This window comes from Janthinobacterium sp. GW821-FHT03A03, assembly GCF_059421435.1.
On record NZ_JBWKUZ010000002.1, the window covers coordinates 43,544 to 63,035 of the forward strand.

The window sequence follows — 19,492 nt, forward strand, 5'->3', positions numbered from 1 at the left end:
CCGATTTACACGGGCACGATCTGCACGTCCACGTGCAAGGTTTCCGTGCCCCCACCCTGGCGCACGCCGCGCACGGGGGCCGCGGAATCGTAGTCGCGGCCGATGGCCAGGCGGCAATACGCATCCGTCATCAGCCGCGCATGCGTGACGTCGATGCTGACCCAGCCCGTGAAATCCGTGTCTTGCGCCCAGGCGTCGACCCAGGCGTGGCTGGCCGCGTGGCCCGTCGTGCCCGGATCGATGTAGCCGGACACATAGCGGGCCGGGATGCCCCAGGCGTGGCAGCAGGCGAGGAACAGATGCGCGTGGTCCTGGCACACGCCGCGCCCCAGGGCCAGGGCGCCGCCGGCCGTGGTGGTGACCATGGTGGCGCCGCTTTCATACGCCACCTTGCCGACGATGTGTTCGGCCAGGCGCAGCAGATGGCCCGTGCCGGCCGTCACGCGGCGGTCCGGCAGGCTGGCGGCCGTCAGTTCCATGATGGCGGGATTGGCCTGCGTCAGCGGCGTCGGCATGGTAAACAACAGCGGTGACAGGGAATCGACCAGGTTCAGCCGTCCCTTGTGCGGGTAGATGGTTTCCACCACGCCCTGGGCGACCAGGCTCAGCGACTGATGGCTGCCGTTGATGGTCAGCATGTGCGACAGATTGCCGTAGGCATCCGTATAGGCGTGGCACTGGCCTGGCGTGGTGATTTGCCAGGAGATTGCCCGCTGCTGCGGCTCGACGCGCGGCGTCAGGTGCAGCTGCTGTATCGTGTGGGCCAGCGGCGCACTGTAGGCGTAGCGGGTTTCATGGCGGATGGTGAGCTGCATCAGGCCGCCAGGGGAACGAGGAAGTCGCGGCTGACCCGGTTGCCCAGGTCGTAGATGTTTTCCAGAAACTCCGTCAGGGTATGGTGCAAGCCGGCCTTCATGATGTCGTCGATATGGCCGAATTTCAGCTCCGCATGCAGCTTGCCGGCGAACCGTTCCGTATCGGCCGACACGTCGTTGCGGATATGTTTTAAATTTTCCACCACGTCATCCATGCAGGCCAGGAGCGACCTGGGCATGTCGCCGCGCAGCATCAGCAGTTCCGCCACCCGCGCCGGCGTGATCACGTCGCGGTACACCTTGCGGTAGATTTCGAAGCCGGAAACGGAGCGCAGCAGGGCCGCCCAGTAGTAAAAGTCGCGCTGGGTGATGTCCTTGGAGGTGTCGCGCGCGCCGTGGAACTTCACGTCGAGGATGCGCGCCGTGTTGTCGGCCCGTTCCAGGAAGGTGCCCAGGCGGATGAAATGGATGGCCTCATCCTTGAGCATGGTGCCCAGGGTCACGCCGCGCGACAGGTGCGAGCGGTACTTGACCCACTCGAAGAAGGCGCTGGGGTCCGTTTCCAGCAGATTGCCTTTCAAGCGCTTCTGCATGTCGAGCCAGGTGGCGTTCTGGATTTCCCACACTTCCGTCGTCAGGGTCCCCCGCACGGCGCGGGCGTTTTCGCGCGCGCCCGTCAGGCAGGCGAGGATGGAAGACGGGTTGTTCGGGTCGCGCACCATGAAATCGAGCACGTCGCGCGTGTGGAATTGACCATCGCGGCCGTATTTGTGGTCGTAGGCGCTTTGCAGCTCGGAAATACCCAGGGTGGCGCGCCAGCCCTGTTCCGCGTCCTGCTCGGACTGGGGCAGCATGGAGGTCTGCATGTTGACGTCGAGCATGCGCGCCGTGTTTTCTGCGCGCTCCGTGTAGCGGGCCATCCAGAACAAATGATCGGCGGTGCGGCTCAGCATGTTTTTTCTCCTGCGAAGGCGGACGTCGCTTCCAGTACCCAGGTGTCCTTGGTGCCGCCCCCTTGCGAGGAATTGACCACCAGCGAGCCTTCGCCCAGGGCCACGCGGGTCAGGCCACCGGGCACCATGGAAATGGTCTTGCCCGACAGCACGAACGGACGCAGATCGATGTGACGCGGCGCGATGCCCGCGTCCACGTACGTGGGGCAGGCCGACAGGGCCAGGGTAGGCTGGGCGATGTAGCCGCCCGGATTGGCCAGCAGGCGCTGGCGGAAGTCCTCGATCTGCGCGGCGCTCGACGCCGGCCCCACCAGCATGCCGTAGCCGCCCGCGCCATGCACTTCCTTGACCACCAGTTTCGGCAAGTTCGCCAGCACGTAGGACAGGTCGGCCGCCTTGCGGCACTGGTAGGTCGGCACGTTGTTCAGAATCGGTTCCTGCGACAGGTAGAATTTGATCATGTCGGGCACGAAAGGATAGATCGACTTGTCGTCGGCCACGCCCGTGCCGATGGCGTTCGCCAGGGTGACTCTTCCCGCGCGATACACGGACAGCAGGCCCGGCACGCCCAGCGAGGAGTCGGAGCGGAAGGCCAGCGGATCGAGGAAATCGTCGTCGACCCTGCGGTAGATCACGTCCACGCGCCTGGGCCCCCGCGTCGTGCGCATGTACACGGAATTGTCGTTGACAAACAAATCCTTGCCCTCGACCAGTTCCACGCCCATCTGCTGGGCCAGGAAGGCGTGCTCGAAGTAGGCGGAGTTGTACATGCCCGGCGTCATGACGACGACCGTCGGGTCGTCCACGCCCATGGGCGCGACGGAGCGCAGGTTGTCGAGCAGCATGTCCGGGTAATGGTCGACGGGGGCGATGCGGTTGCGGGCGAACAGTTCCGGGAACAGCCGCATCATCATCTTGCGGTCTTCCAGCATGTAGGACACGCCCGAGGGCACCCTTAAATTGTCTTCCAGCACATAGAATTCGCCCTGGCCCGCGCGCACGATGTCGACGCCCGCGATGTGGGCGTAAATGTCGGAAGCGACGGCAATGCCCTGCATTTCCGGGCGGTACTGGGCATTCCTGTAGATTTGCTCGGCGGGAATGATGCCGGCCTTGATGATGTTTTGCTCATGATAAATATCATGGATGAACATGTTCAGGGCTTGCACGCGCTGCACTAGGCCCGTCTGCATCTGCGCCCATTCGGCGGCGGGGATGATGCGGGGGATGGTGTCGAACGGGATCAGGCGTTCCGTGCCGGCATCGTCGCCGTAGACGGCAAACGTGATGCCCACGCGGCGGAAGGTCAGGTCGGCTTCGGCCCGCTTGCGGGCGATGGTTTCCGGCGATTGCTGCGCCAGCCAGCTGTCAAATTCACGATAGTGGTCGCGTACCTTGCTGTCCGCTCCCACGTCATCTGCAGTCATTTCATTGAAAAAATTTGCCATGGTGTGATTTCCCTTGAGCCGAGTCTGACTATAGCTCAGCAGAAATCGTGCCAGAGCCGTGGCCATGCGGCAACGGCGGCAAGGTATGAAAATGACCATTTTTGTGGCGGCAGGCCAGCCGCCGCACCGGCTTGGTGCATTTAATGTCAGTTTATGGGGAAACGGGCCGCTGCCGTGAAGAAGCGGCGCGACACGCTTTCGTTTCTCACTCTGTTTCTCATTCTGTTTCTCACTCCATTTCCTTGCATTTTCCTATCATGCAACTCATCGCGAAAGACAGATTCATCAGCCCTTTGGTTTCCGTTTCCTTGCCGTCCGCGGTAGTGCTTTTCCCATAACGAAGTTGCAGCCAGATTCCTTTCTGTACCAATTTGTCTATACCCACAGCGGACTTGAACGTTGCTTCGTGTGACGCGCCCTTGTTTGCCTTCGCGTTGCTCACCTCTAGCAGGTAGCGCAGCGTCGCCTTGTCGCTGCCGACCACATATCGTGCGGCGAGCAAATTGGAGTTACTCAACTCTACCGCCGTTGCCAATTTCGTCACATCGACGGCATTCCTCGTGCATTGATAAGTCATATACAGTCCGGCGTCGTCACTGATTTCAAACAGCCCGGTGATAATGAATTTCTTGCCCAGCTGGTATTTCTGTGAACCGGACGTGTCATTCTGTATGTGCCCCTGGCCATAAGAAATGGCCACACGGCTGGCGTTCCATTTGATTCTCTTTTTTTCCTCGGTATCACAGCTCGATTGCGCGGTCCATGCCCGTTGATCATATTTCTCAATTTCCTCCGGCGAAGGCATTCTTTTCGCCTCGATTTCCGTTCGAATATATGCATTCTTTTCATCATCGATGGTTTTGCTGGCAGTGCATGACTTGAATGCCTTCCACAGCATCAGGATCGGATCATCGTCGGCTTTTAAATAGAAATATGTGTCGAGCGCAAACGCATTTTTTTTGAACTTGAGGGATGAAATTTCTGTCTGGTTTTCGGCATAGCTGAGCGAGGTATTCGCCAGCATCCTTTGCAGCGTATTGCCATTCACGTAATAGCTGGCGCCGATGGGAACAAAGGGCAGGCGATAGGGGTTGACCGACAGACCTTTGCCATCCTTCGATTCCCTGGATTCAATTGGATTCCAAAATGCAACAATATCTTGTGCCGTCTGTATCGTAGTAATGGCGGAGCCGGACAAGCCGACAATCGAAGCGGCTGACACGGCTGCCGGCGAAATATCGACCTGGAAAGCCGCCAGTTTGTCCTCGGCGGGGGATTTTGAACCGGGTTTGGCCGCTGTTTTTTCCCCTTTTTCCGCCTCGGCCCAGACATGGTTGGAAGTCAGAAGCAGGGCCAGCAAAGGGCTAATCATGCGCATCATCATTTTATTCTCCGCATTTTATATGAGTGTCAACTCGATTTTTGCATAGCCGCTATCTTTTCCAGTTTTAATTGTCCCTTTTGCTTTCGCAATGACTTTCCCGTCTATGAATACCTTTGAATCATAATTCTTCCCCATCCCGTCGTATTCATACACGTCGAGAAAAATATAGCCGTTGTTCGTCCCTTTATTGCGGTTCTCGAAGGTCTTGGTCAGATCAGTCGCGTTGATATCATCGAAATCAAGCAATATGTCGCCGGCCCTGAATTCAAGTCGTACGCGCGCTTTGCCATTGTCGACAATTCGCACCTTCATGGACGCGGCATTTGCTTGAACTTTTTCCGATGCCTTAATTTCGATAGCCATGCTGATTCCCCTCGTGTAGTTTATTAATTATTAACCAATATTGCAGGCAATTGAATAACATATCAAATGCACATTAATTTTGCGCTGAATATGCCGCCCCAATCTCACGAACTGTCACATTGTTGTTGAACAGTCACATGAATTGGTTTTTAGGCATTGTCACGGCCTCACTGGTGAGAGGGGTGTTGTGCAGGGGAGCAAGCCAGGGGCATAGCGGAAATTCTTGTTCCGGCTGACCGATGGAGAGACGAGACAGGCTGTGGACCTGTGCGTAAAAAACGGCCAGCATGAGGCGCGGCTTGCGGCCCATGCACAGGACAGGCCTGGCTGCCGCTGTACGATACAATTGAGGCAGGCACTGCGGAAGGGCCAAGGAAGAACGTGTCTGTTCGTCTCTTCATGTTGCGACTTTTGGGCGACCGCATTTGTTTTGCCTAAAAGAACTCCAAGACCGTGGAATCTCCGGGCGGCGGCCGTGCAGCGGCCATCGCGCTCGGCAAGGGGCCGGGAACCGCATGGCGCGAGGCCAGTTCATCTGGTATTTTTGCAGCAGTTTATATGCTGACTACTATACGGATTTTTTGTATTGACGATTATTTTCAAAAGGCCTTATGCGTTCCCAATTTTATTGCACCGCGATTGAAGACTATGCTGATCAACGCACTGCTATAGTTCGCGGCGCGCTACAGGCCGGACCCGTTTCAGCGGGGATGTCGCTATGCATACGGGTAAACCCCGCATGGGAAATAGCTGTCCCGATCATTGCCGTGCTCGATTCAGGCGAACTGTTGGTAGACTGCGATGATCAGGAAGGCGTCGATGTACTCCTTGCCTGCGGCATAAGGAACGAAAGCCTGCACATGGAATGCTAGCCGTGGCCATGCGTGCTGTTCTACTTGCCGGCTTGGCATGGTCATGGATCACTGACGGCCAGGCGGATCCACTGTCCAATTCATTTTGAATGCAAAGAAATGACAAAAATCATTGTTCGACGCAAGAAGGCAATTTGGCAAGATAGGGGCCGGCAATACATCATTCTTCTGGATGGGTGTGAAATTGGCAGGGTATCCAATGGCGCGGAGCTTGAATCCGATGTCGAGCCTGGAAAGCACGCGGTGCAAATGAAAATCGACTGGTGTCATTCACGGCAGTTTGACATCGACGTTCGTCTTGCAGAGACTGCGATACTCGAATGCGGACCGAACGCGTCACCATTTCTTGCGCTCCTTTATATCACCCTGTGGAAGAACAGATATATCTGGTTGCGAGATTGTCGCAAGATGAACGCCTGAGCAACTCGGACGCGATCCGGCCGGAACGTCCCCCCGGGTTTGTCTTTCAGTTTGATGCTGCGTTGATAGCCCCCATGCGGATGGCTATCTGAACGTCAGCGTCCCCGCGTCTTTTTACTCGGGGCAAGCGCGGCCGGCAGCGGTGCGCGAGGATGGCGATGGTTTTTCAGCCGGGCCGGCGCGCCTTCATCGCTGCTGCTGACGTTGCGCTTGGCCCGCTTCCAGGGCCGCGTGCAGGCGGTCGAGCGCTTGCGACCAGTCGGCCAGGGAAAAGTTTTGCGGATCGTCATGGCCATTCGCGTAGCCCGTATCGAGCACGGCGTGGAAGGCGGGGATCAGCCACGTGCCCTTGCGCACGCTGGCGGCCATGTACAGCAGGGCCAGGCGCTCGTATTGCGCGGGCGTAAAGCCCGGATCGGGCGCCAGGCCGTCGTTGCCCTTGCCGCCGCCGGGCACGGAATGGCGCGGCTGCACCAGTTCCACGTGCAGGAACAGGCCCGTCAGCGATGGCTTTTCCTTCTCCAGCTTGCTTGCGTAGCCGGCCGTGCCGAAGTCGCGCACGGCCAGGGAATCGCCGAGGCGGTTCACGTACACATGGCCTTTCGGGCCGCCGCCCAGCGCGGGATTGCGCAAGGTAAAGTCGTTGAAGTCCCAGCTGGCGTCGTTGATGTGGCCGGGAATGCTTTCTAACAAGAAATTCGGGTAGCTGGTGTCGTGGATGACGAAGTAGCGGGCCATGGGCGCGGCCAGCCGTCCCGTGGCGCGCGACAGGGGCGCGTCGACGGGGCCGCCCAGCTCGCTTTCCGCGATGTCTTGCCCGGCCAGCCAGGCGCGCAGCCGGGCCGGGGGGATGCCCGTGCGCCGGCCGATGTGCGCGTCGAGAAACTCCGGCAAGGGCGCGCTGTCGTCCAGGCGCGCATATAGCTTGACGGGACGCAATAAACACGTGGCTTGCGCCCGCGCATCGCCCTTGAAGCCGCTTTTCCAGGCGGCATAGGGGCAGGCGGCTTGTTTCTGGGCGTGGGCGGCGCCGGCGATGGCGCAGAAAAGCAGGGCGAGGAGGGCGGGGCGCAGTGTCATGTGCGCATTGTCGCCGAAGCGCGGCTTGCGGCACAGGCGCGCACGCAAAAAAATTGTCCGAGGGACGCTATTGGAGGCAGGCTGGCGATCGCATGGCCACGGCTTGGGCAGAACAGGTCGCCAGGCAGCCTGAAAAAGGGGCTATGATAAAGGGGTCATATTGATAACAACATCGATCGATAAAGGCCCTCATCATGCATACACCCCTGCACGCACCGCGCCAGGCGAAAGAGCAATTTGCTGCGGCCCACAGCAACACTGCCAGGACGGCGGCACAAGGGCGGGGTCTGGCGGACAAGCGGCCAGAGGCGGTGGCGCAACGAAAACTGGCCGCGATGATCGATGACAGCCCGCGCGTGCTGCAGCAACAGGCATTGAGTAAGGCCATTCGCGGCAACGCGTGGAAGGCGGGCCAGCGCGATGAGCAGGCCGGCAATGGCGCTCTGCCTGCTCAGCTGAAGTCAGGGATAGAGTCCCTGTCCGGCATGCGCATGGATCATGTGAAGGTGCACTACAACTCGGCGAAACCGGCGCAATTGCATGCGCATGCATATGCGCAAGGCAGCGAGATCCATTTGGGACCCGGGCAGGAGAAGCATTTGCCACATGAGGCTTGGCATGTGGTGCAGCAGGCGCAGGGTCGCGTGAGGCCTACGATGCAGATGAAGCATGGCAGGCAGATTAACAATGACGCCGGTCTCGAACGAGAGGCTGATGCGATGGGGGAGCGGGCGCTTGGCGCCGCGCAGCTGGCCCGGTATGGATCGGCCGCAATGCCGGACGCAACAAGGCCGGCACCAGGGATGGGAGCACATGGCACAGCCAGCGTAGCGCAACTGATCGAGAAGAATAAGCTTGGTCTGAGCTCCGCCAACGGCATGTACATGATCAATCGTGATAATACCAAGGTCTTATATGGCATGACCGCCAGTCAAAAACCGAGTCCCGCCGGATTGTATGTGGAAACGGAGGAAAAGGTGACTGGTGACGGGAATGAGTATTCCGTCAAAAAATGGACGCCTAACGTCATACTTTTCTCGAAAGACCGACAACTGGGATTTACGTCGGCACATGACGAAAATAGGGAAAACAACAAGGAAGATCACAACCGCCAATCTTTTTTCGATTGGATCAAGGGGAACAAGACAAAATACGAAATTAACGACGCGCAAATCAATGCAGCATGGCTGGAGGCAATTAAGCTTGATAAAAGATCGATAGCCGCAGCCATGGAACTGGGGGCGCGGATAGGCATACTTGGAAACAATGATTGCGCGCTGTTTGCCAGGACGCTGCATCATTTGATACGGGACGAGATAGAAAGCAGGGAGAAGGAGGCCGTTACGGAATTCGGAGAATTCGCCAGCGGCCCTCGTATGGGAGATGATCCGGTGGTGGGGTCGATGTTACAACATAAATTTCCGGCAGGACTAAGTGACTGTGGGTATCACGGCGTCACCGTCGTGGCCAAGGACGGTGAGACACTCATCACGTTGGAAGCGCATGCATCACGACAGAAGATGAATAAGCCGGATTTTGAGATGAGAAAAGGAGTAAACGGATTCAAAGAAGACAACTTCCCGCTAGGCATGAGTAAAGAACACGCTAAATTATGGAAAGCAAGTCATGTGATAGTTGAACATCCAGACAAAAAGAGCAAGCTTCACCTGGGCGGGGGGCTCGATTTGTACCAGAAAAATTATCGCGAATTGGATGAGCTGGACAGGCCCGTGACATCGCAGGATATCGGGATAAGCATGAGCACGATAGGAGTGACATCCCGGCCAGAATAGGCGGCCAGCCCGCAAGCTGAGGGCCTGCGGGCGGATGCCCGCATTTACCTGGCCAGCCCGGAATCATGCGCTTCATCCCGCGGCAAATGCTGTCTTCGGCAACACGGCCAGGATGGCGCGCCCCACTGCGGCGACATGGGCCTGCCGGCGGCGGACTGGCGCCTGGAATGGCGGCAATGGCGGTGGTTCCGGCTCGCCGCCGCTTGTCAAAACGCCACGCTGCCCGAGACGACGACGGTGCGCGGCGCGGCCAGCACCAGCGAGCCGATATTGAACGATGACACGGCCGAGGACCAGTAATTGCGGTCCGTCGCATTGTCCACGCGGGCGCGCAAGGTCACGTCATGGCCCGCCACCTGCGTCAGGTAGCGCGCGCCGAGGTCGACGCGAGTCCACGACGGCAGCTGCTTGCTGTTGGCCAGGTCCGCGTACTGCGTCGAGGTGTAGATGGCGCGGGCGTTCAGGCTCAGGCCCGGCGCGCCGGGCACGTCCCATTCGCCGCCCACGCTCAGCTGGGTTTGCGGCGCGCCGATGGGGCGCTTGTCATTGTTGGCGGCCACGCCGGTCCTGCTCTGTCGGGCATCGAGCCAGGTCAGCCCGCCCAGCAGGCGCACGCCCTGTACCGGCGTGCCGAAAATCGACAGTTCCACGCCGCGGTTGCGCTGCTCGCCGTTCATTTCCGCCCGCTTGCCGGCCACGGCCAGCAAGGGCTTGGCCGTCGTGAACAGGGCGGCGCTCATGCCCAGCTTGCCGCCGTCGTACTTGACGCCGATTTCCTTCTGCTTCGATTTGTACGGCGCAAACACCTCGCCCATGTTGTCGACATTGCGCCGCTGGCCGTTTTCCGCGTAGGTGCCGCTGGCCGCCGGCCCCTTGACCAGCGCCTCGATGTAGTTGGCGTACAGCGACACGTTCTTGCCGGTCTTGAAGACGATGCCCGCCACGGGCGTCGTGGCGCTCTCATCATAGGCCTTGCCCTGCAGCACCGAGGTATTGTAGTCGTAGCCGGCATCCCTGATCTGCTGGCGGCGCAGGCCCACGGTCAGCAGCAGCTTGTCGTCGAGGAAGGCCATGGTGTCGGCCAGGGCATAGCTGCTGAGAATGGTTTTCTGGGTCAGGCGCGGGTCGCTCATGATGCCGCCCGCATACGGCGTGGCCGGCGCGGCCACGTCGACGGGCGCGTAGATATTGGTGGCGAAGGCGTTGCCGATGGCATACGCATTCTTCGCTTCATTCCAGTGCCCGGACCAGCTGGCCACCAGGGTGTGCCGGACGGCGCCCGTCTGGAGCTTGCCGCGCACGCCCAGTTCGCCCGTGCGGATCTGCTGCTTGCGCGCATTGTCGAAGCGCGACACCGTGGCGTCGCCGTTGACCGAGGCCAGGGACGGTTCGGCCAGGCTGTTGGCTTCCTTCGTCGAGCGGCCGCCGAAGGCGGCCCAGGCCACCACGTCCCTGGCCAGATCGACTTCGGCGCGCGCCGTGCCGAACACGTCGCGTTCCTTCGAATCGCTCCACGGCTGGGCAAAGTTCTGCGCGGCGTCGGGCGCGCCCGGCAGCACGGCCACGCCGCCAATGGCGACGGACGGACGCGGCGCCGTCAAAGCGAAGTTCTGGTAGCCGGCGTCGGCCGACAGGCGGACGTGGCGGCCGCGATAGTCGAGGCCGACGGAAAACATGCCCACGTCGTGGTCTTCGCGCTGGACGGCCGTCTCGCCCTGGCGCCTGGCGGCGTTCACGCGCACGCCCCATTCCCGGTTTTCGCCGAAGCGGCGCGCCACGTCGATGGCGGCATAGGCGTGGCCGCCCGATTCCACGCCCACCGTCAGTTCCGTCAGCGGCGCGTTGCCGGCGCGCTTGGGCATCAGATTGATGGCCCCGCCGATGCCGCTGCCGCCGGGCGCCGCGCCGTTGAGGAAGGCGCTGGCGCCGCGGAACACTTCCACTCTTTCCAGCAGTTCCGGCGAGACATACTGACGGGGCAGGACGCCGTACAGGCCGTTATACGCGACGTCATCGGAATCGAGGGCGAAGCCGCGTATCACATACACTTCCTGGAAATTGCCGTAGCCGCGCGACAGGCGCACGGCCGGATCGCTCTGCAGCAAGTCGCCCACGCTGCGCGCTTGCTGGTCGGCAATGAATTGCTGCGTATAACTGGTGCTGCCGAATGGCGCATCCATCATGTCCACGGAGCCGAGAATGCCCATGCGTCCGCCGCGCGCCACCTGGCCGCCCGCATAGGCCTTCGACAAGCCTTCGGCCGAAGCGTCGGCCGAGGCATTCACGACCACCGTCGGCATGGTTGGCGCGTCGCCGCCGGCCGGCGTGTTCTGGGCGTGGGCAGCGGCGCTGGCCAGCAGGAAGGCGGCCAGGGCGAACGGGGTAGGGACGGTACGGAAGGAGCGCATGATGTTGTTGGATAATAATGAGAATGATTATCATTATATTCCAGCACCGTGCCGCGTGTGAGAAAGTGTGAGAAAGTGACAAAAAAGTCGCCATGCATGCAACACGGGACAGGCGCGGGTGCCGGAATCTGGCGGAAAAAGGCGCGCCAGGCGATACCTTGCGGATTTGTTAATGTACAGATCCAAGTTTCGCTAGAATAGGCCACCGCGCGCCGCGCCTCCAGGACCCCGCATGCCATTGCACCACCATTTACGTTCCACCGCCCTGCGCCTGCGGCGCGGCCTGAGCTTCAAGGGCGCGGCCGTCGCGCTGATCCTGGCCATGCACGCGCTGGGCCTGTATTTCCTCCTCCTGCCGGCGCGGCAACTGAAGCAGTACACGGAGGTGGCCTTCATGACCTTGCTGCCGCCCCGGCCCGTGCCGCGCACGCCGCCGATGGCCCTGCCGATGCCCATGCCCGGCCCCCGGTTCACTGCACCCGCCGCGCCGCGCCCCTTGCCGCCGGCCCCGGCCCCGGCCGAAACGGCGCCCGCGACGGCCGAGGCCATCACCATGCCGACAGAGCCCGCTCCCGCCGTACCCGCGGACGATCTGCGCACGCGCGCCCGGCTGGCGGCGGGGACGGTCGACCGGGCCCTGCGCGCCGAACTGAAGAAAGACAAGCCGTGGCTGGCCGCGCCGGAATTCTCGGGCGACAGCGCCTTCCAGAAACTGGCCGCGTCCGCCTGGCGCGGCGGCCCCATCATCCGCGTGGAGGAGTACCAGACGGCCGACGGCCGGCCCGTCACGCGCGTCGTCAGCGCCGGCGGCGCCGCGTGCTACGGCCTGGACGCGAACCCGGGCGCGGGCGCCGACCCCGGCAGGACTGGCGGCAAGGTCAAGCGCGTGCCTTGCCCGGGCTAAAGACCGTTCCAGCCGCAGGGTTTTGACGGCGATTGCGGGGCCGTCATCCCCGGCCGGGCGTCAAATATGCTAAGTTGCGTCTGCAAATCCATACACACGCCCCCGGACGCCCATGCCACCCGATCTCCTCATCCTCGCCCCCAGCCCGTCGGCTGCCGTCAACGCGCAGCTGGAACGGCAGTACGCCTGCCATCACGCCTGGCAAGTGCCGGCGGACGAGCGCCATGCCTGGCTGGCCGAACGCGCGCCGGTCATCCGCGCCGTCGTCACGACGGGCGCGCTGGGCCTGAACGCCGCCGACATGGGCTCGCTGCCCAAGTTGGAAATCGTCGCCGTCAACGGCGTGGGCCTCGACGCCGTGGCGCTGGACAAGGCGCGCGAACGGGGCATCGCCGTCACGACCACGCCGAACGTGCTGACGGACGACGTGGCCGATCTCGCGCTGGGCCTGCTGCTGGCCAGCGCCCGCCACATCGCCGCGCTCGACCGTTTCGTGCGCGACGGCGGCTGGGAGCGCCGCGCAGCCATCGCCCCGGCGTCCAGCCTGCGCGGCAAGACGGCCGGCATCTTCGGCTTCGGGCAGATCGGGCAGGCCATCGCCCATCGCCTGGCCGCCTTCGGCGTCCAGGTCCGCTATTTCCAGCCGCGCGCCGTTGCGGCGAGCGCCGTGCCGCGTGCGGACTCGCTGCTGGCCCTGGCCCAGGAAAGCGACTACCTGTTCGTCTGCGCGCCGGGCACGCCGGCCACGCGCCAGATCATCGGCCGCGCGGTGCTCGACGCGCTCGGGCCGCAAGGCACGCTGGTCAATATCGCCCGCGGCGCCCTGATCGACGAGGAAGCCTTGATCGCCGCCTTGCGCGATGGCCGCCTGGGCGCGGCCGGCCTCGACGTCTTCGCCGATGAACCGCGCGTACCAAACGCCCTGCGCGCCTTGCCCAACGTGGTGCTCACGCCCCACGTGGGCAGCCTGACCGTGGAAACGCGCCACGCCATGGGGCAGCTGGTGGTGGATAATCTGCAGGCGCACTTCGCCGGCCTGCCGCTGTTGACACCGGTAAAGTTGTAAACGGCCGGCCGGGCCGGCCTTGCCGCCCGCTCTCATGGCGGCGCGTCGCGGCGCCGCATACATCGCCCGGGCGTCCGCATCCTGCCAGCACGCCCGGGTTTCAATGTTTTACCAGTATGAATGAAAGATATTTATGGAATTGACAAAATCGCTGCTGCGCAAGCGCGGCGGGCAGGACAGCGGCAAGGTGGGCATGATCGAGCTGTTCTTCGACCTCGTGTTCGTGTTTGCGGTAACGCAACTGTCGCACGGCCTGCTGGCGCACCTGAGCGCCATGGGCTGGCTGCAGACGGGCTTGCTCCTGATGGCCGTCTGGTGGGTGTGGATTTTCACGTCGTGGATCACCAACTGGCTCGATCCCGAGCGCATTCCCGTGCGTATCAGCCTGTTTGCGCTGATGTTGGGCGGCCTCATCATGTCGGCCTCGATACCCGAAGCGTTCGGCACGCGGGGCCTGGCGTTCGCGCTCGCCTACGTGGCCATGCAGGTGGGGCGTCCCCTGTTTGCCTGGTGGGCCGTGCGCCATGACGCCGTGTCGCGTCGCCGCAATTTCCAGCGCATCAGCCTGTGGGCCGTGTTTTCCGGCCTGTTCTGGATCGCCGGCGGCGCTGCGTCGCCCGAGCAGCGCATCTTCTGGTGGGGCCTGGCCCTGGCCATCGACCTGGCCGGCCCGTGGCTGCGCTTCGGCGTGCCGGGCCTGGGCAGCTCGTCGACGGCCGACTGGGACGTCGATGGCGGCCACATGGCCGAACGCTGCGCGCTGTTCGTCATCATCGCCCTCGGCGAATCCCTGCTGGTGACGGGCGCCACGTTCGCCGGCCTGGAGTGGACGGCCGGCAACTGGCTCGGTTTCCTGTCGGCATTGGTTGGCAGCATCGCCATGTGGTGGATTTATTTTGATACGGGCGCCGAGGCGGGCCACCACCGCATCGCCCACGCGAAAGACCCGGGCAGCATCGCGCGCAAGGCTTACACGTATATCCACGTGCTGATCGTGGGCGGCGTGATCGTGTCCGCCGTGGCCGACGAGCTGGCCCTCGTGCATCCCGATGAAGCGAGCTTTGCCGGCATCAGCGCCTTGCTGGGCGGGCCAATCCTGTATCTGCTGGGCAATGCGCTGTTCAAATGGGTCAGCAGCGACCGCGCCGCGCCGCCGCTGTCGCACCTGCTGGGCATATTGATCATCCTGGCGCTGATCCCGATGGCGTACGGCCGCCTGTATTCGCCGCTGACCCTGGCCTGCATCACCAGCTGCGTGCTGGTACTGGTGGCCGTGTGGGAACACCTGGCCCTGCGCCGTCCGCCGCCGGAACTGGACCCTTGAATGACAGCTGGACCAACCTGCCGGGCTACGGTTTGTCCCGGCCTCGAACTAGCGGTTCAAGGACAGCGCTGTTATTTTTAGTTGGGCAATAAACGCGCGCGCGGCGGGCGCCGCTTCGTGGCGGCGAAACGCTGCCGCGATTTCCGAGCTGATCTGCGGCCCCGCCAGCTCGCGAAACACCACGCCGGGCAGGCTGACGCTGGCCATCACGGAATGGGGCACGATGGCGCATCCCGCGCCCAGCGACACTTCCGTCAGCACGGCCACCAGGCTGCCCGGCCGCGACACGACCTGCGCCGCAAAGCCGCCGCGCCGGCTCACTTCCAATGTTCCCAGTTCCTGTTCCGGCACGATGAACGCCTGCTGCGCCATGGCCGCCGGCGCGACCTGCGCATGCCGCGCCAGCGCGCTGTCGGCCTGCACGGCCAGCACGAAGCGGTCGCGCAGCAGCACCACGCTGTCGAGTCCGTCTGGCAGGTGCAGGGGCGGGCGCACGAAGGCCAGGTCCAGCCGGCCCTGGTCCAGCAAGCCGGGCAGGGCATCCATCGCATACTCGCGCGCGCCGATATGGATGCCGGGGTGGCTGGCGCGAAAGCGGGCAAACTGGCCCTGCAGCACGCCGGCATAGGCGGCCGAGGCCACGTAGCCGATTTCCAGCCGTCCCAGCTCGCCCCGTCCGGCGCGCCGCGCCGTTTCCTGCGCCTGCGCCAGCTGCTCTAGCGCCCGCCGCGCCTCAATGACGAACAGTTCGCCGGCCGCCGTCAGGGCCACGGCGCGCTTGCTGCGCTGGAACAGCCGCGTGCCCAGCAGGCTTTCCGTTTCCTGCACCTGCTTGGTCAGCGCGGGAGGGGAAATGCCCAGTTCGGCCGCCGCCCGCGCGAAGTGCAGGCTGTGCGCGACGGCCAGCACGCAGCGAAAGTGCCGCAATTCCATGTCTTTTTCTGTATTCACCATGGGTAAATTATAAGGCGCTTGTCTTATAACAGGAAATAATACGGAACTGCTTACAATCGGGGCATGAAGAATACCAACTGGACCCTCTATACGTGCTCGGGCGTGTGCGCGCTGATCATGCTCGACACCAACGTCGTCGCCGTCTCGCTGCCGTCGATCGCGCGCAGCCTGAACGCCAGCTTCGTCGACGTGGAATGGGTGGTCAGCGCCTACATGCTGGCGTTCGCCTCGTTTTTGTTGCCGGCTGGCAGCATCGCCGACCGCCTGGGCCGCCGCAGGGTCATGCTCTATGGCCTGGCCGTGTTCGCGCTGGCCTCGCTGCTGTGCGGGCTGGCGTGGACGCCGTTCGTGCTCAACGTGGCGCGCGCCGTCAAGGGCCTGGGTGCCGCGCTGCTGCTCACGTCCGCGCTGGCCGTCATCGGCCACACCTTTCACGCGGAAAAGGAGCGGGCGCGGGCCTGGTCCGTGTGGGGCGCGGCCATGGGCGTGGCCATGACGGTGGCGCCGTTGCTGGGCGGCCTCGTCACGAGCGCCATCAACTGGCGCTGGATTTTCTACCTGAACCTGCCCGTCGTCGCCATCCTGATGTGGCTGGTAGGCAAGCACGTGGACGAGTCGAAGGACGCGTCGAACGCCAGCTTCGACCCGCTGGGGGCGGCGCTGTTCTCCGCCGGCCTGTTCTGCATCATCTGGGGCCTGATCGACGCCAGCGTGGCGGGCTGGTCCAGCCGCGCCACCATGCTGCGCTTTGCGGCCGGCGCGGCGCTGCTGCTGGTGTTCGTGCTGGCGGAACGGCGCCAGCGCGCGCCGATGGTCGATTTATCGCTGTTTGGCCGGCGCGTGTTCGTCGGCGCCGTGCTGGGCATGTTCGGCTACGCCATCGCGGCGCAGGTAATGATGACGTTCTTGCCGCTGTACCTGCAGAACGGCTTCGGCTTTTCCGCCGTGCTGGCCGGCTGCGCCATGCTGCCGTTTGCCGTCGCCATGGTGACGCTGTCGCGGCTGGCGCCCCGTGCCATGCGCGTGCTGGACGACCGCGGCATATTGGTGACAGGCTTGCTGATCGTCGCCGTGGGCAATATCGCCACGGCCCTTGCCGCCGGCAGCCTGTCGTATGGCCTGGTGGCGGCCGGCATGGTCGTCACGGGCGCGGGGGCGGGATTGCTGAACGGCACGACGCAAAAAGCCATTCTCGCCTGCATTCCGCGCGAGCGCACGGGCATGGGTTCCGGCATCAGCACCACCACGCGCTTCGTCGGCATCGTGCTGGCCGTGGGCGCGCTGGGCGCCGTGCTGGCCATGCGCACGGCCGCGTCGTTCGAGCAACTGGCGTGGCTGCACGGCTTGAAGGCCTCGCCCGAGATGATAGGGCGCATCGTGGCCGGCAACGCGGCCGAGGCCTTCGGCCAGCTGCCGCCCGCGCTGCAGGCCGTGGCGCAGGAAGCGGCCCGGCACGCCTTCATCGACGGCTTTGCCAGCGTGCTGTACCTGGCGGGCGGGCTGGCGGCCGTGGTGGCGGCGCTGGTGTTCGTGCTGGCCAGGCCGCTGGAAAAAGTGTAACTGTTCAGCAATATTCAAGTAAACGGACTCTGCTTGTAATATGATGCCATCGAGCAATACATGGCAATCATATAACACGACCAATCAAGAGCGCCGAACAGAACCGTAGCGAGCGGCAGTGAGTTGTGGCTGAGAAGCGGAGCTGTGCGAAGCACGGGGCCGCCGGGGCAGCGAGCATCGCAAGCCGCAAAACGCGACGCGCAGCAGTTTATGTTCGGTGCGGAGAATCGCATGCGCAGAAAACGTATTATCGTGACCAGCGTGCTGGTGGCCGTCATCGGCGTGGCCGCTCCCCTGAGCCTGGCCTTCTACCTGTCGTCCGTGCGGGCCCTGCAGGGCGAGCAGGATCGCCTGCGCCTGCTGGCCGGCTATGCGCTGGAACGGGCGCACCGCTCGATCGCCTCGGCCGGCGTCGCCCTGCGCAGCGCCGACGCGCTGGAGCTGGCGCCGTGTTCGGAAGCGCATATCCAGCAGCTGCGCCGCATCACAATCACCACGCGCAGCATCGACGATATCGGCTACCTGGAAAATGGCGTGCTCAAGTGCACGTCCACGGGCGTCGAAGAGACGCGCATCGCCGTCGCGCCCGCCGATTTCACCCTGGCCAACGGCATGGGCATCGATTTCAACCTGCGTCCCGTCGTCAGCGGCGGCAAGCGCATGGTGGGGCTGACCTACCGCGCGCACAAGGTGCTGATCGATCCCGTGCGCTTTTCCGACGTCATCGTCGACAGCGACATCCAGATGGCCGTGGCCATCGGCAAGCGGGGCGTGCTCGACACCCTCCATCATCCCGACCCGGCCATGGTGCAGGCCCTGCTCGACGGCAAACCGGCGGCGGGCGGCGCCGCCCACGACGGCAGCATCCATGCGATGCTGTACCGCGACGGCCTGACGGCCGTCATGATCGAGCCGCGCAGCAAGCTCCACGACAGGCTGCGCCGCGAACAGCTGCTGCTCCTGCCCATGGGCATGTTGATGGCCGCCTTCATCGTCGGCATCGTCGTGTGGCTGTCGCGCCGGCGCTTGTCGCTGCGCGGCGAACTGGAAACGGCCGTCGAGCGGCGCGAATTCTTTGTCCATTATCAACCCATCATCGCGCTCGACACGGGCGTGTGCGTGGGCGCCGAGGCGCTGATACGCTGGCGCCGTCCCGACGGCAGCATGATACGGCCCGACCTGTTCATCCCCGTGGCCGAGGAAAGCGAGTTGATCCTGCCCATCACGGACCAGGTCATCGCCTGCGTCATCGCCGACATGCGCGCCGCGCTGGTGGCCGACCGCGCGCTGCACATCGCCATCAACCTGTGCGCCAGCGACATCGAGACGGGCAGGGCGCTCGACGTGCTCGAACGCTTGCTGGACGGCACTGGCATCGAAGCGCAGCAGATCTGGCTGGAAGCGACGGAGCGGGGCTTCATCAACGTGGAAGCGGCCCGCGCCACCATCGAAAAAGCCCGTGCCCGGGGCCATGCGGTGGCCATCGACGACTTCGGCACGGGCTATTCCAGCCTGTCCAGCCTGCAAAACCTGCCGCTCGACGCCCTGAAAATCGACAAATCCTTCGTCGACACCATCGGCACGGACGCGGCCACGAGCAGCGTCACGCCGCACATCATCGACATGGCGCGCACCCTGAACATGCTGATCGTGGCCGAAGGCATCGAAACGCAGGGCCAGGCCGATTACTTGCGCCAACGCAAGGTCGAATTCGGCCAGGGCTGGCTGTTTGCCAAGGCGCTGCCGGCCTTGGACTTCCTGGCCTTTTACGCAGGCCGCCGCCTGCCGTCGTCCACATGAAACAGCCACGCTTTCCCTATCCTTTGCAGCCGCTGCGCGTGCCGGGCGGCTGGCACATCACCGTCAACACCCTGTTCGAGGTGGAACCGGGCCCCGATACCATGCAATGGTTCAGCAGCGCATTGCTGCTGTGGGGCCATAGCCGCGACAGCGGTCACGCCTTCAATTCCCACTTCGCGCCGGAAGACGATCCGCAGGGCGAATTCGTGCTGGAAATGTCAAAAGTGCAATATGACCGCCACGGCAAGGCGCTCAAGGGCAGCGAGACCTTCCTGGGCGAATTTCGCACGCGCAGCAAGGCCGCGTTTGTCGAGCGGGTGGAGCAGTTCATGCGCGAGTCCTGAAGCG

Annotated in this window: 15 protein-coding genes and 1 pseudogene; 8 read left to right on the plus strand and 8 right to left on the minus strand. The window is 63.2% G+C overall.

All coding sequences use genetic code 11. From position 1 onward, the window contains the following. Positions 1–5 precede the first annotated feature (5 nt). The 5 genes from AC07VI_RS06710 to AC07VI_RS06730 form a co-directional block, all read right to left on the minus strand. On the minus strand, positions 6–815 hold the full coding sequence (locus AC07VI_RS06710) for a transglutaminase family protein (protein ID WP_492994105.1): 810 nt from the start codon (positions 813–815) through the stop codon (positions 6–8). After that, positions 815–1,768, minus strand: a complete 954-nt coding sequence (locus tag AC07VI_RS06715) for an alpha-E domain-containing protein (protein WP_086146231.1) — start codon at positions 1,766–1,768, stop codon at positions 815–817. Before AC07VI_RS06715 ends, AC07VI_RS06710 begins: the two co-directional genes overlap by 1 nt. After that, positions 1,762–3,216 (minus strand): circularly permuted type 2 ATP-grasp protein, encoded by a 1,455-nt coding sequence (locus AC07VI_RS06720; protein ID WP_086146232.1) that lies wholly within the window; start codon positions 3,214–3,216, stop codon positions 1,762–1,764. Before AC07VI_RS06720 ends, AC07VI_RS06715 begins: the two co-directional genes overlap by 7 nt. A gap of 229 nt (positions 3,217–3,445) precedes the next feature. After that, positions 3,446–4,600 carry a hypothetical protein gene (locus AC07VI_RS06725; RefSeq protein ID WP_492994108.1) on the minus strand — a complete coding sequence of 385 codons (1,155 nt, stop codon included), beginning with the start codon at positions 4,598–4,600 and terminating at the stop codon, positions 3,446–3,448. A gap of 15 nt (positions 4,601–4,615) precedes the next feature. Continuing rightward, positions 4,616–4,963, minus strand: a complete 348-nt coding sequence (locus tag AC07VI_RS06730; protein WP_086146234.1) for a hypothetical protein — start codon at positions 4,961–4,963, stop codon at positions 4,616–4,618. 971 nt (positions 4,964–5,934) lie between these two features. Here AC07VI_RS06730 and AC07VI_RS06735 point away from each other — a divergent pair. Then, a complete protein-coding gene (locus AC07VI_RS06735; RefSeq protein WP_492994110.1) occupies positions 5,935–6,255 on the plus strand; it encodes a hypothetical protein in 321 nt (106 codons plus the stop codon). 186 nt (positions 6,256–6,441) lie between these two features. On the opposite strand, the gene AC07VI_RS06740 is transcribed toward AC07VI_RS06735, so the two are convergent. Beyond that, the gene (locus AC07VI_RS06740; RefSeq protein WP_099374504.1) at positions 6,442–7,335 is read right to left on the minus strand and encodes a hypothetical protein; all 894 of its coding nucleotides are present in this window, start codon (positions 7,333–7,335) and stop codon (positions 6,442–6,444) included. Positions 7,336–7,529: 194 nt separating this feature from the next. Between AC07VI_RS06740 and AC07VI_RS06745 the strand changes: the two genes are divergently transcribed. Beyond that, complete coding sequence (locus AC07VI_RS06745) at positions 7,530–9,128, plus strand: eCIS core domain-containing protein (protein ID WP_492994112.1); 1,599 nt, start codon at positions 7,530–7,532, stop codon at positions 9,126–9,128. Between the two features lie 206 nt (positions 9,129–9,334). On the opposite strand, the gene AC07VI_RS06750 is transcribed toward AC07VI_RS06745, so the two are convergent. Further along, entirely contained in the window at positions 9,335–11,536 is a 2,202-nt protein-coding gene (locus AC07VI_RS06750) for a TonB-dependent receptor (protein WP_492994114.1), read from the minus strand. A gap of 232 nt (positions 11,537–11,768) precedes the next feature. Between AC07VI_RS06750 and AC07VI_RS06755 the strand changes: the two genes are divergently transcribed. The 3 genes from AC07VI_RS06755 (at position 11,769) to AC07VI_RS06765 (ending at position 14,830) form a co-directional block, all read left to right on the plus strand. Beyond that, complete coding sequence (locus AC07VI_RS06755; RefSeq protein ID WP_492994116.1) at positions 11,769–12,440, plus strand: hypothetical protein; 672 nt, start codon at positions 11,769–11,771, stop codon at positions 12,438–12,440. Positions 12,441–12,552: 112 nt separating this feature from the next. Further along, the gene (locus AC07VI_RS06760; protein ID WP_099374500.1) at positions 12,553–13,506 is read left to right on the plus strand and encodes a 2-hydroxyacid dehydrogenase; all 954 of its coding nucleotides are present in this window, start codon (positions 12,553–12,555) and stop codon (positions 13,504–13,506) included. A 139-nt stretch (positions 13,507–13,645) separates the two neighbouring features. Further along, positions 13,646–14,830, plus strand: coding sequence for a low temperature requirement protein A (locus tag AC07VI_RS06765; protein ID WP_413465884.1), 1,185 nt, complete (start codon positions 13,646–13,648; stop codon positions 14,828–14,830). Positions 14,831–14,878: 48 nt separating this feature from the next. Here the strand turns inward: AC07VI_RS06765 and AC07VI_RS06770 are convergent, their stop codons facing one another. Beyond that, entirely contained in the window at positions 14,879–15,763 is an 885-nt protein-coding gene (locus AC07VI_RS06770) for a LysR family transcriptional regulator (protein ID WP_492994118.1), read from the minus strand. Between the two features lie 81 nt (positions 15,764–15,844). Here AC07VI_RS06770 and AC07VI_RS06775 point away from each other — a divergent pair. The 3 genes and pseudogenes from AC07VI_RS06775 to AC07VI_RS06785 all read left to right on the plus strand — a co-directional run. Continuing rightward, a pseudogene (locus tag AC07VI_RS06775) lies at positions 15,845–17,344 on the plus strand (MFS transporter); the annotation flags it as partial. Positions 17,345–17,575: 231 nt separating this feature from the next. Next, on the plus strand, positions 17,576–19,144 hold the full coding sequence (locus AC07VI_RS06780; protein ID WP_086146274.1) for an EAL domain-containing protein: 1,569 nt from the start codon (positions 17,576–17,578) through the stop codon (positions 19,142–19,144). Next, positions 19,141–19,488 carry a hypothetical protein gene (locus AC07VI_RS06785; protein WP_086146242.1) on the plus strand — a complete coding sequence of 116 codons (348 nt, stop codon included), beginning with the start codon at positions 19,141–19,143 and terminating at the stop codon, positions 19,486–19,488. Before AC07VI_RS06780 ends, AC07VI_RS06785 begins: the two co-directional genes overlap by 4 nt. The last annotated feature ends 4 nt before the right edge of the window (positions 19,489–19,492 follow it).

Excerpts from the sequence above, each read along its gene's own strand:
- AC07VI_RS06780 (WP_086146274.1), top strand. The coding sequence starts at position 17,576 with ATGCGCAGAAAACGTATTATCGTGACCAGCGTGCTGGTGGCCGTCATC.
- AC07VI_RS06760 (WP_099374500.1), top strand. The coding sequence starts at position 12,553 with ATGCCACCCGATCTCCTCATCCTCGCCCCCAGCCCGTCGGCTGCCGTC.
- AC07VI_RS06720 (WP_086146232.1), bottom strand. The coding sequence starts at position 3,216 with ATGGCAAATTTTTTCAATGAAATGACTGCAGATGACGTGGGAGCGGAC.
- AC07VI_RS06770 (WP_492994118.1), bottom strand. The coding sequence starts at position 15,763 with ATGGAATTGCGGCACTTTCGCTGCGTGCTGGCCGTCGCGCACAGCCTG.
- AC07VI_RS06710 (WP_492994105.1), bottom strand. The coding sequence starts at position 815 with ATGCAGCTCACCATCCGCCATGAAACCCGCTACGCCTACAGTGCGCCG.
- AC07VI_RS06715 (WP_086146231.1), bottom strand. The coding sequence starts at position 1,768 with ATGCTGAGCCGCACCGCCGATCATTTGTTCTGGATGGCCCGCTACACG.
- AC07VI_RS06735 (WP_492994110.1), top strand. The coding sequence starts at position 5,935 with ATGACAAAAATCATTGTTCGACGCAAGAAGGCAATTTGGCAAGATAGG.
- AC07VI_RS06785 (WP_086146242.1), top strand. The coding sequence starts at position 19,141 with ATGAAACAGCCACGCTTTCCCTATCCTTTGCAGCCGCTGCGCGTGCCG.
- AC07VI_RS06740 (WP_099374504.1), bottom strand. The coding sequence starts at position 7,335 with ATGACACTGCGCCCCGCCCTCCTCGCCCTGCTTTTCTGCGCCATCGCC.
- AC07VI_RS06750 (WP_492994114.1), bottom strand. The coding sequence starts at position 11,536 with ATGCGCTCCTTCCGTACCGTCCCTACCCCGTTCGCCCTGGCCGCCTTC.
- AC07VI_RS06745 (WP_492994112.1), top strand. The coding sequence starts at position 7,530 with ATGCATACACCCCTGCACGCACCGCGCCAGGCGAAAGAGCAATTTGCT.
- AC07VI_RS06730 (WP_086146234.1), bottom strand. The coding sequence starts at position 4,963 with ATGGCTATCGAAATTAAGGCATCGGAAAAAGTTCAAGCAAATGCCGCG.
- AC07VI_RS06755 (WP_492994116.1), top strand. The coding sequence starts at position 11,769 with ATGCCATTGCACCACCATTTACGTTCCACCGCCCTGCGCCTGCGGCGC.
- AC07VI_RS06725 (WP_492994108.1), bottom strand. The coding sequence starts at position 4,600 with ATGATGATGCGCATGATTAGCCCTTTGCTGGCCCTGCTTCTGACTTCC.